Source organism: Congregibacter sp. (assembly GCF_047617445.1).
In the GTDB taxonomy this organism is placed as follows: domain Bacteria; phylum Pseudomonadota; class Gammaproteobacteria; order Pseudomonadales; family Halieaceae; genus Congregibacter.
In genome coordinates, this window is the sequence record NZ_JBLGBE010000004.1 from 13,480 (window position 1) to 26,820 (window position 13,341).

Here is a 13,341-nt window from a genome sequence, read left to right on the forward strand (position 1 = left end):
CCTATGCGGATCCCCCTGAATCAGGCCCCGCCTGAGATCCCGTCACAGCCGGCGCTCGAAGGTCTGCCAGACGGGCTCCCGCTAGCCTCAAGGCCAGCAAATACACACTCAGACCCAGTCCACATAGCCCAAGAATATTCAAAGCTCGCCGATCCCAGTCCCATTCCAACCAAGATGCCGACTCCGGGGTCACGAACGCCAGCGCCATTCCCATGCATAAACAGGCAAACACCAGCCGGATCAAGTACCTACGCCAAATGCCGTCAAAGTGATAAACATTCGCCCGCAATAGGCCTTTCCATAAAAGCCCGGCATTTAGGAAGGCGCTCAAACTTGTTGCCAAGGCCAGACCCACATGCCCAATTCCAAAATAGAACATTAGCGGCACGGCGAATATGACATTCATCACCATGTTGGCGACCATCGCGCGAATGCCGATGCGCACCGGCGTCACCATGTCCTGCCGGGCATAGAAACCTGGCGCGAGAACCTTGATGAGCATAAACGCACAGAGACCCAAGCTATAGGCACGTAGACTTAGTGCGGACATGGCGATGTCCCGCTCACTGAGTGCACCGTAGTGAAACAGGCTGATTAGAATCGGCTCGGCCAGTAACAAAAGCGCCAGGGATGCCGGGACACCGACCAGGAGCACAGAGCGCACCGCCCAATCCAAAGTTTTGGAATAGTCCTCGTCCCGCGCCGCTGACTTATGCGCCGCCAGCGTGGGCATAATCACCGTGGCCACTGCAATCGCAAAAACACCTAGAGGAAGCTCCGTAAGGCGATCGGAGTAATAAAGCCAGGATACGCTCCCAGTGGGCAAAAAAGACGCAAGAACCGTGTCAAACAACAGATTCAACTGACTGACTGACACACCAAAAAGCGCGGGAATCATCAGCGTCATGACTTGGCGAACGCCCGGGTGCTTTGGCTCCCAGCGGGGTCTGGGTACTAAATCAAGTCGATAAAGAAACGGCATTTGAAACAACAGCTGGATGAGTCCCGCAAACAGCACACCCCAGGCAAGGGCAAACGCGGGCTCCGCAAAATGCGGTGCAGCGAGCAATGATGCACCTATCAGGGAAACATTCAGTAATACAGGCGTGAGGGCAGGTACCGCAAAGCGCCCGTAGCTGTTCAGAATCGCCCCACACATGCCGGTCAAAGAAATGAGCATGAGGTAGGGAAAGGTAATGCGAATAAGGTCGGCGGTAAGCGCAAATTTCTCGGGCTGCGCGATGTAACCAGGCGCAAAGATCCCAGCGACAAGGGGTGCCGCAAGAAGCGTCACGGCCGTCAGCAAGAACAACACGCCGCCCAGAACGCCCGCTACGCGATCAACCAGGGCACGAACCGCTGCCTGCCCACCGCTCTCTCGACACTCAGCCAATACCGGCACGAAAGCTTGAGCAAAGGCTCCTTCGGCAAACAGGCGTCGCAGAAAATTCGGAATCTTAAAGGCGATGAAAAACGCGTCGGCGTTGGCGCTAGCCCCTAGTACCGCAGCGAGAATGACATCCCGAGCCAAACCCAGTACTCGAGAGAACATCGTCATAGAGCCAACCACGGCGCTAGAGCGCAGTAAGCCGGGGCGATGCTCAGATGAGGCGTCGGGGTTCATTACGACTCAGCGATACCGCGAGTCCAGGCGTCTCGCAGGCGCTCCCCATGCAGGGCGAACCACTGCAGTGCAACAAGCGTGTGCCCGTTGTTGATTTGATTGCGCTGGAGCAGATCTAACACCCCGGAACGAGAAATACGATGCACAAGAATGTCCTCGCCCTCTTCCGCCAGACCGAGTACCTCACCCACAGCCGCGCTCAGTACACGCCCACAGAACAAGCGCACATGTTCCGTGCAAGCTCCGGCACTGGGGTAATAAGTAGCAATGGGAACCAGTTCATCCAACTCGCAACCCGCTTCCTCCCGGGACTCACGCCGCACCACGGACTCGTCGCTCTCGCCGGGCTCGACAATTCCAGCGATCAGCTCCAGCATCCAGGGGCTCTGCTCATCGCGAAGGCTGCCGGCACGAAACTGCTCGATCAGAATTAGAGAGTCAGTCTCCGGCTCATAAGGAAGAACACCAACCGCATCACCACGTTCAAAGACTTCCCGAGTAATCGGAGCACTCCAATTACCAGAAAAACAACGGTGCTGGAGCGTCAGCTTCTGAACCCCAAAATATCCGTCAAACACACGCTCATCATTGAGTATGCGTACATCGTTAGCGCCGAAGCGCAGATGAAAACTCACGTGAAACGACCGCCGGTGTACCAGCTAACGTCCCGAGCGTGGGCGTCTACCTGATTAACCACATCCAGCACCAAAGCAAACAGTGCCATGCGCACGAGCACGCCATTGTCGGTTTGTCGAAAAATAGCCAGATTTGGGTTTTCATTGAGATCATCGTCAAGCTCTCGCGCAGCCTCGCGAGAATCTCGAGGTAGCGGATGCATGATCACCGTATTGGGGTCACAGTGGCGAGTGTAAGTCTGCTGGTTAAGCCGGAAGCGGCCTCGATAGAGATCGGCCTCTTCGGGAGAAGCAAAGCGCTCTTCCTGTAAACGGGTGCTATAGACTATATCTACGTGAGCGATACCTTCTTCCATGGCATCATTTTCCACCACAACGTGACCCGCTTGACGCAGAGCATCAACAATCTCTCCCGGCATCCGCAGCTCATCCGGTGAGACCAGAGTTACGCTGACGCGATTAAATAGGCAAAGCAACTTACAGAGACTGTGAACGGTGCGTCCAAAGCGCAAATCTCCCACCATCGCTATGCGCAGCGAATCAATACCTCGACCCTGAGCCGATAGCTCACTGCGAATTGTGTAGAGATCAAGTAAAGCTTGGGTGGGGTGCTCATTACTCCCGTCCCCGCCATTAATCACGGGCACACGACTAGCCGCAGCGAATTCAGCAACAGAGCCTACTTCTGGGTGGCGCATCGCTACGACATCGGAGTACCCAGAAAGAACCCGTGCGGTGTCATAGAGCGACTCGCCCTTAGCGATAGCGGAGTTTTCTATCCCCGTGGTCTCACGGACCTCCCCCCCCAGCAAATTGAACGCGCTTCCAAAGCTGACACGGGTCCGGGTACTGGGTTCGAAGAACATCGAGCCTAAGATAGCGCCCTCTAGAACGCGAGTGACTTTGCGACGTCGCGCATAAGGCTGCATCGCGTCGGCCACTTCAAACACCGACTCGACATCCACACGCTCGAACTGCCCAACGGAGAGAATATGGCTACCCGCGAATTCCATGCTGCTCTACCTGATTTAGAGGTCTCTTGGCATCGCATTATACGGGTGGAACGCCCGAGGCGAAGCTCACGCGAGGAGACTGTCACCCCAACGCTGTAATTCTTCCAGAACGTGTTTATCGCTTTCACTCAGCTGGGGTGCGGCGAGACGCTCTTCGATGAGCTCATTAAGCCCTTCTAAACTCAGGCTGCGCCCATCGTCTTCGCTAATACGGGCGAAGCGGAACTCCTCCCACAGCACGTTTTCTTCTTCACTGAGCGTTTGCGGATAATTTCGCGCACGATAACGAAACACCATCTCTTCCAGCCGAGAATCTTCAAATGCTACGATAGTCTCCGCTAAATCTTCAGGGCTAAGATCAAGAACACGATCAAGTGTCCGACGATCTTCTCTCGGGATAAAGCCACCGCTGTAGAGCATCCGGTCCGGATCGGTTTCGGGCGTACGGGTCGACAGCTCACTGAGGCTGCGAAGCTTGTCCCGAAGCGCCCCGGGCATACGCTGCTCGTAATCTCTGAGCTTCTGAAGATTTGTACGACAGAACTCAAGATCAAGGCCCGCCCGCTCGGCAACGGCCGCGCTTGCCATCTTCGCGGGCAGTACAACGGGGCAGCGATTGATATGTACTGATTTTAATCCCGGACGTTGCTCGTTCTCAGCCAGATCTGAATTTGCCGTATATAACAGACGATGTAGGTCTACAGTGGGCAGATCAATTAGCAGGCCCGCGTCAATACTCAAATCCGCACACATCACTTCATTACGGTTTTGATGGTGTTCAGCGATGGGCAAGATGAGGCCAAGATTGGCCCGCTGCGCGCCGAACATACCCGACACATGGAGCACAGGCTGCGACATTAGCTCAAGCATTGGCTTAACCGCTTGCTTGAATCGGTGCTGATAAAGCCATTCAAAAAGACGCGGCTGCCGGTCTTTCAGCAAGCGCGCCAGCGCGATAGTCGCCTGCACATCAACCAGCGCATCATGCGCCCGTCCCTGCGTAAGCCCGTTAGCCTGACATAAGTCCTCGAGACGAAAGCTCGGTAAGCCGTCTGCCCGTTTGGGCCAGGTCAAGCCATCGGGGCGCAGCGCATACGCTGTGCGCACAATATCGATAAGATCCCAACGGGAACGCCCATCGCCATACTCCCGCGCATAGGGATCGCGTAAATTTCGATACAAAGTCGCGCGCGTCACGGTGTCGTCAAAACGCAAAGAGTTATACCCAGCCGCACAGGTACCGGGCCGTATGAACTCGCTCAGGATGGTCTGTATGAAGTCAGTCTCCGCGATGCCCTCGGCAAGGGCTGTTTGAGGCGTGATACCCGTGATCAGGCAAGCATCTGGATGCGGAACATAGTCTCTGGGTGGTTTTGAATACACCACCAAAGGCTCACCAATGGGGTTGAGATCCAGGTCCGTGCGCAGGCCGGCAAACTGCGCCGGCCGATCGTATCCCGGATCTACACCGAACGTTTCGTAGTCGTGCCAGTACAGCGTTTCAGATGAGCTCAAGAGCCTGCTCTTCGATGACGCCACGCCAGTGTGCGGGACCGGAGATATGCACGGAAGTGCCTCGGGTATCCACGGCAACACTCACGGGCATATCCTTGACCTCAAACTCATAGATCGCTTCCATGCCCAGCTCAGGAAACGCCACCACCCGCGAGGATGTAATCGCGCGGGACACGAGATATGCAGCGCCACCGACGGCCATGAGGTACACCGCCTTATGTTTACGTATTGCTTCGATACCCGTGGGGCCTCTTTCTGCTTTGCCTATCATGCCGAGCAAGCCGGTCTCTTCGAGAATGAAGTCCGTGAATTTATCCATACGCGTTGAGGTGGTAGGCCCCGCGGGACCGACAACTTCATCTCGAACCGGATCTACCGGCCCCACATAATAAATAAACCGACCTTTGAGATCGACGCCCTCGGGTAAACCTTCACCGCTGCGGATGAGTTCTTCCATCTTCTTATGCGCCGCATCGCGCCCGGTGAGCATCTTGCCCGAGAGCAGCAGCGTATCGCCAGGCTGCCAGGTAGCGACCTCGTCTCTCGTCACTGTGTCTAGATTCACACGCCGTACATCGTCTCCCGCTTCCCAACTGATCTCGGGCCAATCCTCGAGATCCGGCGGCGTCTGCAAGGCTGGACCGCTACCATCAAGGATAAAATGCGTATGGCGCGTGGCCGCGCAGTTGGGAATCATCGCTACCGGCAATGACGCAGCGTGCGTCGGAAAGTCTTTGATCTTCACGTCCACGACCGTAGTCAGCCCGCCGAGCCCCTGAGCGCCTATACCCAGACGGTTCACCGCATCCATAATCTCAAGACGCAGTTCTTCTAAGCGATTTGAGGGGCCGCGCGCTCTAAGATCGTAGATATCGATAGGATCCATCAGTGACTCTTTGGCCAGCACCGCGGCTTTCTCGGCGGTACCGCCAATGCCAATGCCCAGCATCCCCGGGGGACACCAACCTGCGCCCATGGTCGGCACAGTTTTGACGACCCAATCGACTATGGAATCCGAGGGGTTGAGCATGGCCAGCTTGGCCTTGTTCTCAGAGCCACCCCCCTTTGCCGCCACGCGCACATCCAACTTATCGCCACGCACTAGCTCCATATGGACCACCGCGGGCGTGTTGTCCCCGGTATTCTTTCGGGCTCCGGCGGGGTCGCTAAGAATCGATGCTCGCAGCACATTATCAGGATGCGTATAGGCACGTCGCACGCCTTCGTTCACCATATCGGTGACCGACATGGTCGCATCCCATCGAAGGTCCATTCCTATCTGCAAAAACACGGTCACGATGCCAGTATCCTGACAAATGGGCCGGTGGCCCTGGGCGCACATTCTTGAATTGATTAGAATCTGCGCCATCGCATCCTTCGCCGCGGGATTCTGCTCCATCTCCCAGGCCTTGTGCACGGCCTGCACAAAATCCAACGGGTGGTAGTAGGAAATAAACTGCAGGGCGTCCGCCATGCTGTCGATGAAGTCATCCTGTCGAATTACGGTCATAGATCCCTCTTACTCTTCGTGATCCGGCCTTAGCCGCCAGCACCCGGTGTCTGCATCGCCCGCAACTGCGACTGCAGTTGACTAATGCTCGCATTGGTAGACTGCCTGAAGGCATTGATAGACTTGATCCACTCCTCATTGCCCCCGACGCGCTTACTCAGCTTGGCAAGTTCAAGATCGATCGCATTCAGAGCGTCGGCTACACGCTCAACCTCCGCCTGACTCGTGCGCGCACTGGCAGCCATACGCTCAAGATCCCCAGACACTTTTTGTAGCCGGGTAATGTCTTGCAAGGCCTTGCTCAGATCTGTTTGTGTCTTTTTAACGCCCTGCGCGTTAGCCGCGACGGCGCCATCCGCGCGCTTGGCGCTGACTTCCAACTTACCCAAGCGGTCTTTCGTGCTTTTCCAGACGTTATCCCACAGTTTGCGTACTTCGTTGTCGAGCTCACGAATCTTCGCGGCTTGCACCGCTGTATTCTGGCTCATGCCCTCATCGGTATCTGACAAGCGATCCTCAAGGTCGGCGATCCGTTTTTCGTAGCGATCAAGGACGTGACCGGATTGAGTCAGATTCTCCTGGAGCTGCCAAGACCAGACACAGGCAGCAATAGCAATGAGCAGAGCCACCACCAGACCGACCCCCGACAAAAGCCCGGGCTTGCCGCCTCCATCTGACTTCGGAGCAGAACGCGAGCCGCCGCGTGCACGCGGCACACCCGCTGTAGGCGCACTGCCTTCGCGGCTAGCACTAATAGATGGTATTGATGAAATATCGTCGTCTTTAGACATGCGCTTCCGCTTCTAAGGAAAACGGGCGCGATTATATCGCGCCCGTGGGTACAGCGTGAGTCGCAGAAATCGCTGCGACCCGGAGAAAAACTAAATGCCTATCTAACCGTTTACAGGAAAGCCAACAGCGCCCAGATAGCTGCCGCGAGCAAGATACTCAAATGCACCACTCCCACAACGCTGGCCATAGGGCCCATGCGACCAAACATAGCATTGAGCTGAAGCACTACGATCAAACCACACGCCGCAAAAAGGCCTGTCATGCTGATGTCGGAAATGAGCAAGTGCTTAGATCCAAGCATGCCGAGCAGCATCGGGCCAGACAATAAGGTGTTGGTGCGGGATGCCAGACCTGCTTTTGCTGCCGCCGCCGGGCCGTCCCCTTCTTTCATGCCTAGAACGATCTGCTGCTTGGGCCAAATAATGAGCCAAACGTTAAGAAACATTAATGTCCCGGCAAGAGAACCCATATTGATCAGCGCGCTGGCCGCGGGGTTCTGAAAGGAACCTACGTATCCCAACAACCCCAGACCCGTAACAAACGTCACCAATGCACCGTAGCGGAACCACTTTAGTGCTCGCGGGGCTAGCTTCTTCATAGCGTCCGCTTTGGCGGTCGCTTCTGCCTCCTTAAAATACTCTGTCTGCACAAAGTTAAAGTAGTACAGCATGCCTATCCAGACGATACCGGCCAATACGTGAAACCAACGAAAAATGAATTCTACAATCATGTTGAGTTGCCCCTGTTGAGTTCTAGGTACCTATAATACACGGGCCTGCTTGAACGCACATCGACCTGACAGATAATTCCGTATAATCAAAGCACAGCACATGTACACGCGCACCCACCGCTTATACGGCTGGCCTTGCGATTTGTGTACGAAACAATTTTCAACAACCTACTCTCAACAACTTATCGGAGCTTGGAGACACACATGGCTTTTGAATTACCCGCTTTACCCTACGACCAGAACGCGCTTGAACCTCACATTTCAGCAGAGACCCTCGAGTTTCACTACGGCAAGCACCATAAATCCTATGTAGACAAGCTCAACGGGATGCTCGCCGGTACCGCACTTGAATCTGCAAGCCTCGAAGACGTCATTCGCCAGTCTGACGGGGGCATTTTTAACAATGCTGCGCAGATTTGGAATCACAGTTTCTATTGGGAATGCCTGTCACCTAACGGCGGAGGTGAACCCACGGGCACCCTCGCAGAGGCTATCAATACGGCATTTGGGTCTTTTGCAGAGTTCAAAGACCAGTTCAGCGCCGCTGCGGCAGGGAATTTTGGATCAGGATGGACCTGGCTGGTTCAAAACGCCGATGGCTCTATCGCGATCAGCAACACCAGCAACGCAGGCTGCCCTTTGACCGAAGACGTAACGCCTCTGCTGACTGCCGACGTCTGGGAGCACGCCTATTACATCGACTACCGGAATGCGCGACCCAAGTATCTCGAGGCATTCTGGAATGTCGTTAACTGGGACTTCGTGAGCAGCAACATCGCGTAGCAGCCCAGACGTCAGACGAGGCCGCCCCAGCGAGAGCTCGGGCGGCTTTTTTGTGCCCCATCCCGGCCGACACGTAAGCAGCCCTTACTCCGCGTCGCGCTTTGCGCTCCTGACTGCTGCGCAAGAGCTACTCTCGCACCGGCTAACGTCGAGTTAAGCTTCCGAAGTGGTCAAACGTGAGGCACAAAAAAACCCGATCTGCGAACAGACCGGGCTTTGTTTGAGCGCTTGGGAAAGCTGACTTACATCATGCCGCCCATGCCACCCATGCCGCCCATATCAGGCATACCGCCCCCCGCCTTATCTTCCGGCGCATCAGCGATCATCACTTCGGTAGTGATCATCAGGCCAGCTACGGAGCCCGCCGCTTGAAGTGCCGCGCGGGTTACTTTCGCTGGGTCAAGAATACCCATTTCAATCATATCGCCGTACTCACCCGTAGCTGCGTTATAACCGAAGTTACCTGTGCCCTGACGGATCTTGTCCAGAACAACCGAGGCTTCGTCACCAGCGTTGCCAACGATCTGGCGCATAGGCGCTTCCATGGCGCGCAGTGCCGCAGCGATACCGATGTTTTGATCTTCGTTGTCGCCCTTGAGGTCTGCGATTCCCGCAATTGCACGAATCAGAGCCACACCACCACCGGCAACCACACCTTCTTCAACCGCAGCACGCGTAGCGTGCAGAGCGTCTTCAACGCGGGCCTTCTTCTCTTTCATTTCGATCTCGGTGGCAGCACCTACCTTGATAACTGCAACACCGCCAGCCAGCTTGGCGACACGCTCTTGAAGCTTCTCTCGGTCGTAATCAGAAGTGGTGTTTTCGATCTGCACACGGATCTCTTTAACGCGAGCTTCAATAGCAGCGGCTTCACCGGCGCCATCAATGATCGTGCTATTGTCTTTGTCCATGGTAAATCGCTTTGCATTACCCAGATGCTCAAGAGTCGCGTTTTCCAACTCCAGACCTACTTCTTCGGAGATAACAGTCGCGCCGGTCAGGACAGCGATATCCTGCAACATTGCCTTACGACGATCGCCAAAGCCAGGCGCCTTACAAGCCGCTACTTTTACGATGCCACGCATGTTGTTGACAACCAGAGTCGCCAGCGCTTCGCCTTCAACGTCTTCTGCAACGATAACCAGTGGCTTGGAAGCCTTGGCTACCTGCTCGAGCAGTGGAAGCAACTCACGGATGTTGGAGATCTTCTTGTCAACAAGCAGGATGAATGGGCTGTCAGTATCAACGCTCATGCTGTCCTGGTTAGTGATGAAGTACGGAGAAAGGTAGCCTCGATCAAACTGCATGCCTTCTACTACGTCCAGCTCATTCTCAAGACCTGTGCCTTCCTCAACGGTGATCACACCCTCTTTACCGACTTTGTCCATGGCGTCAGCGATGATCTCGCCTACGGCATGGTCAGAGTTAGCGGAGATAGTGCCAACCTGCGCAATTGATTTGTTGTCTTCGCAAGGAATTGCCGCTGCCTGAATCTGCAATACTGCAGCTGCAACAGCCTTATCAATACCCCGCTTGAGATCCATAGGGTTCATGCCTGCAGCAACCGCCTTCAAACCTTCATTAACGATGGATTGTGCGAGTACCGTTGCAGTAGTAGTACCGTCACCAGCAACATCAGAGGCCTGGGAAGCAACCTCCTTAATCATCTGTGCGCCCATGTTCTCAAAACGATCTTTGAGCTCGATTTCTTTTGCTACGGAAACGCCGTCTTTAGTGACCGTCGGTGCTCCGTAGGATTTCTCGAGAATAACGTTGCGACCCTTAGGTCCCAAGGTTGCCTTAACGGCGTCTGCGAGAATGTTTACACCGGCAAGCATGCGGTGCCGGGCTTCATCAGCAAAAAATACGTCTTTAGCTGCCATGATGTGTTCCTTTAAGTCTTTCTAAAAGTTGAATGTCTGAGCCTGAAATCGCGGGAGTTTTACTCGACAACCGCGTAGATTTCGCTCTCACCCATAATGATCAGCTCTTCGCCATCGACTTCGATGGTGTTGCTGCCGGCGTACTGACCGAACACTACGGTGTCACCAACATTGACAGCCAGTGGACGAATCTCACCACTATCTAGAGCTTTGCCATTGCCTACGGCTATAACTTCTCCCTGGTTGGGCTTTTCCTTAGCGGAACCGGGCAGAAGAATGCCACCGGCAGTGGTTTCTTCTTCTTTGTTACGGCGAATGACCACACGGTCATACAGCGGACGGATCTTCATTGCTTCAAATCTCCAATCAATCGACTTTAGCGGACCCCGAAGCGGGGGACTGAAGGTGATATGGGGGTTATCGGAGGGATTTCAAGAGGTTTTTGGCAGTCTTTTACCTAGAGTGCTAATAATTTTTTTTCTAGCTCCGCCCGAGAGAAAAAAAGACGCGCCGAAAAAAAATACTCTAAACTTTTCAATTACTTAAAGGTCATCTTCGTCCATTCGACGAAACTCTCCTTCTATGGAATCTCCTGGACGCATTTGATCACCAGAACGCGATTGAAAGGTTGCCGTGTGCACGGTACCTCCCAAAGCGGCGAAAAGCCGTCGCCGAAGCGGGCCCAAAAGCACGATAATCGCCAAGAAGTCAGTAATCAGGCCCGGGACGATCAACAGTAATCCCGCAAGACCCAACGCCAACTCGTCACCCAATAGTTGCTGCGGATTAACGGAGCCACCACCCTGCGCCGCACGGAGCTTATTCACGATCTCCATACCCTGAGCCCGCAAGATCGTGAGCCCTAATAAGAATGTTGCCAAAACGTAAAGCATCGCCTCAACGGCGCCAATGCGGCTACCGAGCTGAATCAGCGTAAATAGCTCCATCCACGGAAGTAGTATAAAAAACCATCTCATCATTCAAGTATGGGGCCTCGTTGCGGGTTTGCAAGGAGGTGACCACTTTCCCTTACAATCAGTGCATGGCAGACAAAAACCCCATGGACGGCGATTTGGATCAGCGCATATGGCTCACCGTATGCGCCATACCGCTCGGTAAGTTAGCCACCTACGGGGATGTAGCACAGCGCGCGGGTCTTCCGGGGGCCGCAAGACGTGTAGGTGCGGCGCTTCGAAAACTCCCCCAAGGCAGCAACGTTCCCTGGCATCGGGTAGTCAACGCTAGTGGCAAAAGCTCTCTGCCCTCTGGCACCCAGGGCGCAGGCAGGCAGCGGGCGCTGCTCGCAGATGAAGGGGTACTACTGGGATCCGGGGGTGCCGCTATTTTGCGACGCTATCGCTGGTAACTGGCCACCGTCTGGCGCAGGTGAACGGTTTTGCACCGCATGGCTAATCTTTACTACGCTCTACCAGCATCAGCACGCCCACCAAAACAATCGCCGGAATGCCTAACGCCGCTGCGATGACGAAAAACTGCGGGTAGCCAGAACTATCCACTACCCAGCCCGAAAACCCCGACAAAAACTTACCCGGCAAGGTCATGAGCGAGCTAAACAGGGCGTACTGCGTTGCCGTGTAACTGCGATGGGTGAGACTGGAGAGGTAAGCGACAAACGCGGTACCTGCAATACCACCGCTGAGGTTGTCTGCACTGATCACCAAGGCCAGCCAGATCAGTGACGGAGCCGCCGTGCCTTGCGTGCCAGCCAGCAAAGCAAACAGCAGATTTGTGCTGGCCACCATAACGGCCCCAAGCATCAGCGGTCTCAGAAGCCCAAAACGGAGCACCAGTACACCACACAACAATGAACCGGCAATGGTCATGAAAAAACCAAACAGTTTGGCAACGCTGGCAATCTCAGACTTGCTATAACCTAGATCCAAATAAAAGGGGTTGGCCATTACACCCATGGCAATATCGCTTAAGCGAAACACTGCAATGAACAGCAGTAAAACAAAGGCAAAGGGGCCGAAGCGGCGCACAAACTCCAATAGTGGGCAAATCACGGCTCCGAGTAATTGTCGCTGCCACACGGGACGCTCATCCAGGTGCATGGGTCGCCCCATCACTTGATCCACCATCTGCGCATCCATGCGGCGCTGTTCCTCAGGCGTTCGATGAGCCGGCTCATCTGCCCAAAGCGTGGCTAACATGCAGGCACCCACCAGCGCAGTCATACCCAAATATGCGACCGACCAGCTGTGAATATCCGCCAGATAAAGTGCCCCAGCCCCAGATACCAACAACGCGAGCCGATAGCCGAAAATATAGGACGCAGAGAGTGCGCCCTGCTCTTCGTCCGGAGCAGACTCGATACGAAAGGCATCCAGCGCGACGTCTTGGGTGGACGAGGCAAAAGCCACTAGTAGCGCTGCGAGAGCAATATTTACGAGAGAAGCCTGAGGGTTCATTACACTCATAAGCGCAAGGCCTGCGGCAATACCAAATTGACCAAGCAGAATCCAGCTCCGCCGCTGCCCCAAAAGGCCGTGTAACAGCGGCAGCTGCAGGCGGTCCACAACCGGTGCCCAGAAGACCTTAATAGAATAAGTGAGGCCAACCCAGGCGAAGAATCCAATAGCCGTTCGCTCGACGCCCTCATCGCGCAGCCAAGCGGTCAACGTCGAGAAGACCAACAGAAACGGCAGCCCGGCAGAAAATCCGAGTAAGCTGAGGACCAGCGTCTTCTTCCGCGTGTATATCAGCAGAGACTCACGCCAGGAGTAGTGCGTCACGCCCTCAGACATAAGGTCGTCCACGCGGAGTCATCAAAACATGTCCAAGCCGATCACCACACTCTGGCGCTGATGACCCAAGAGCCCGAGGCTTAGAGCA

The 13,341-nt window shown here is 55.0% G+C and carries 13 protein-coding genes; 2 read left to right on the forward strand and 11 right to left on the reverse strand.

Going from position 1 to position 13,341, the window contains the following annotated elements:
* Window position 1 precedes the first annotated feature (1 nt).
* The 7 genes from murJ to ACI9KD_RS02205 form a co-directional block, all read right to left on the reverse strand.
* The gene (murJ, locus tag ACI9KD_RS02175; RefSeq protein WP_414979505.1) at window positions 2-1,624 is read right to left on the reverse strand and encodes a murein biosynthesis integral membrane protein MurJ; all 1,623 of its coding nucleotides are present in this window, start codon (window positions 1,622-1,624) and stop codon (window positions 2-4) included.
* On the reverse strand, window positions 1,624-2,259 hold the full coding sequence (locus tag ACI9KD_RS02180) for an NUDIX domain-containing protein (RefSeq protein ID WP_414979506.1): 636 nt from the start codon (window positions 2,257-2,259) through the stop codon (window positions 1,624-1,626). Before ACI9KD_RS02180 ends, murJ begins: the two co-directional genes overlap by 1 nt.
* Window positions 2,256-3,272, reverse strand: coding sequence for an aspartate carbamoyltransferase (locus ACI9KD_RS02185; RefSeq protein WP_414979507.1), 1,017 nt, complete (start codon window positions 3,270-3,272; stop codon window positions 2,256-2,258). The genes ACI9KD_RS02180 and ACI9KD_RS02185 overlap by 4 nt, the downstream gene beginning before the upstream one ends.
* Before the next feature lie 66 nt (window positions 3,273-3,338).
* On the reverse strand, window positions 3,339-4,787 hold the full coding sequence (sbcB, locus tag ACI9KD_RS02190) for an exodeoxyribonuclease I (protein ID WP_414979508.1): 1,449 nt from the start codon (window positions 4,785-4,787) through the stop codon (window positions 3,339-3,341).
* Window positions 4,774-6,297: a fumarate hydratase gene (locus ACI9KD_RS02195; RefSeq protein ID WP_414979509.1), complete on the reverse strand. Its 1,524-nt coding sequence runs from the start codon at window positions 6,295-6,297 to the stop codon at window positions 4,774-4,776. Before ACI9KD_RS02195 ends, sbcB begins: the two co-directional genes overlap by 14 nt.
* 29 nt (window positions 6,298-6,326) lie before the next feature.
* Window positions 6,327-7,088 (reverse strand): hypothetical protein, encoded by a 762-nt coding sequence (locus tag ACI9KD_RS02200; protein ID WP_414979510.1) that lies wholly within the window; start codon window positions 7,086-7,088, stop codon window positions 6,327-6,329.
* A gap of 110 nt (window positions 7,089-7,198) precedes the next feature.
* Entirely contained in the window at window positions 7,199-7,819 is a 621-nt protein-coding gene (locus tag ACI9KD_RS02205; protein ID WP_414979511.1) for a urate hydroxylase PuuD, read from the reverse strand.
* A gap of 204 nt (window positions 7,820-8,023) precedes the next feature.
* On the opposite strand from ACI9KD_RS02205, the gene sodB reads away from it, so the two are divergent.
* Window positions 8,024-8,602, forward strand: a complete 579-nt coding sequence (gene sodB, locus ACI9KD_RS02210; protein ID WP_414979512.1) for a superoxide dismutase [Fe] — start codon at window positions 8,024-8,026, stop codon at window positions 8,600-8,602.
* A gap of 242 nt (window positions 8,603-8,844) precedes the next feature.
* On the opposite strand, the gene groL is transcribed toward sodB, so the two are convergent.
* The 3 genes from groL to ACI9KD_RS02225 all read right to left on the reverse strand — a co-directional run bounded on the left by groL (window position 8,845) and on the right by ACI9KD_RS02225 (window position 11,465).
* Window positions 8,845-10,485 (reverse strand): chaperonin GroEL, encoded by a 1,641-nt coding sequence (gene groL / locus ACI9KD_RS02215; RefSeq protein WP_414979513.1) that lies wholly within the window; start codon window positions 10,483-10,485, stop codon window positions 8,845-8,847.
* A gap of 59 nt (window positions 10,486-10,544) precedes the next feature.
* On the reverse strand, window positions 10,545-10,835 hold the full coding sequence (locus ACI9KD_RS02220; protein ID WP_414979514.1) for a co-chaperone GroES: 291 nt from the start codon (window positions 10,833-10,835) through the stop codon (window positions 10,545-10,547).
* A 192-nt stretch (window positions 10,836-11,027) separates the two neighbouring features.
* Window positions 11,028-11,465, reverse strand: a complete 438-nt coding sequence (locus ACI9KD_RS02225) for an FxsA family protein (RefSeq protein ID WP_414979515.1) — start codon at window positions 11,463-11,465, stop codon at window positions 11,028-11,030.
* A gap of 62 nt (window positions 11,466-11,527) precedes the next feature.
* Here ACI9KD_RS02225 and ACI9KD_RS02230 point away from each other — a divergent pair, with 62 nt between their 5' ends.
* Complete coding sequence (locus ACI9KD_RS02230) at window positions 11,528-11,851, forward strand: MGMT family protein (RefSeq protein WP_414979516.1); 324 nt, start codon at window positions 11,528-11,530, stop codon at window positions 11,849-11,851.
* A gap of 43 nt (window positions 11,852-11,894) precedes the next feature.
* Here the strand turns inward: ACI9KD_RS02230 and ACI9KD_RS02235 are convergent, their stop codons facing one another.
* Window positions 11,895-13,253, reverse strand: a complete 1,359-nt coding sequence (locus tag ACI9KD_RS02235; protein ID WP_414979517.1) for an AmpG family muropeptide MFS transporter — start codon at window positions 13,251-13,253, stop codon at window positions 11,895-11,897.
* Window positions 13,254-13,341: the final 88 nt, after the last annotated feature.

What these genes read in the sequence shown, in the direction of transcription:
- sodB (WP_414979512.1), top strand. Translation starts at nt 8,024, where the DNA reads ATGGCTTTTGAATTACCCGCTTTACCCTACGACCAGAACGCGCTTGAA.
- ACI9KD_RS02220 (WP_414979514.1), bottom strand. Translation starts at nt 10,835, where the DNA reads ATGAAGATCCGTCCGCTGTATGACCGTGTGGTCATTCGCCGTAACAAA.
- murJ (WP_414979505.1), bottom strand. Translation starts at nt 1,624, where the DNA reads ATGAACCCCGACGCCTCATCTGAGCATCGCCCCGGCTTACTGCGCTCT.
- ACI9KD_RS02195 (WP_414979509.1), bottom strand. Translation starts at nt 6,297, where the DNA reads ATGACCGTAATTCGACAGGATGACTTCATCGACAGCATGGCGGACGCC.
- ACI9KD_RS02200 (WP_414979510.1), bottom strand. Translation starts at nt 7,088, where the DNA reads ATGTCTAAAGACGACGATATTTCATCAATACCATCTATTAGTGCTAGC.
- ACI9KD_RS02230 (WP_414979516.1), top strand. Translation starts at nt 11,528, where the DNA reads ATGGCAGACAAAAACCCCATGGACGGCGATTTGGATCAGCGCATATGG.
- ACI9KD_RS02205 (WP_414979511.1), bottom strand. Translation starts at nt 7,819, where the DNA reads ATGATTGTAGAATTCATTTTTCGTTGGTTTCACGTATTGGCCGGTATC.
- groL (WP_414979513.1), bottom strand. Translation starts at nt 10,485, where the DNA reads ATGGCAGCTAAAGACGTATTTTTTGCTGATGAAGCCCGGCACCGCATG.
- ACI9KD_RS02185 (WP_414979507.1), bottom strand. Translation starts at nt 3,272, where the DNA reads ATGGAATTCGCGGGTAGCCATATTCTCTCCGTTGGGCAGTTCGAGCGT.
- ACI9KD_RS02235 (WP_414979517.1), bottom strand. Translation starts at nt 13,253, where the DNA reads ATGTCTGAGGGCGTGACGCACTACTCCTGGCGTGAGTCTCTGCTGATA.
- ACI9KD_RS02225 (WP_414979515.1), bottom strand. Translation starts at nt 11,465, where the DNA reads ATGATGAGATGGTTTTTTATACTACTTCCGTGGATGGAGCTATTTACG.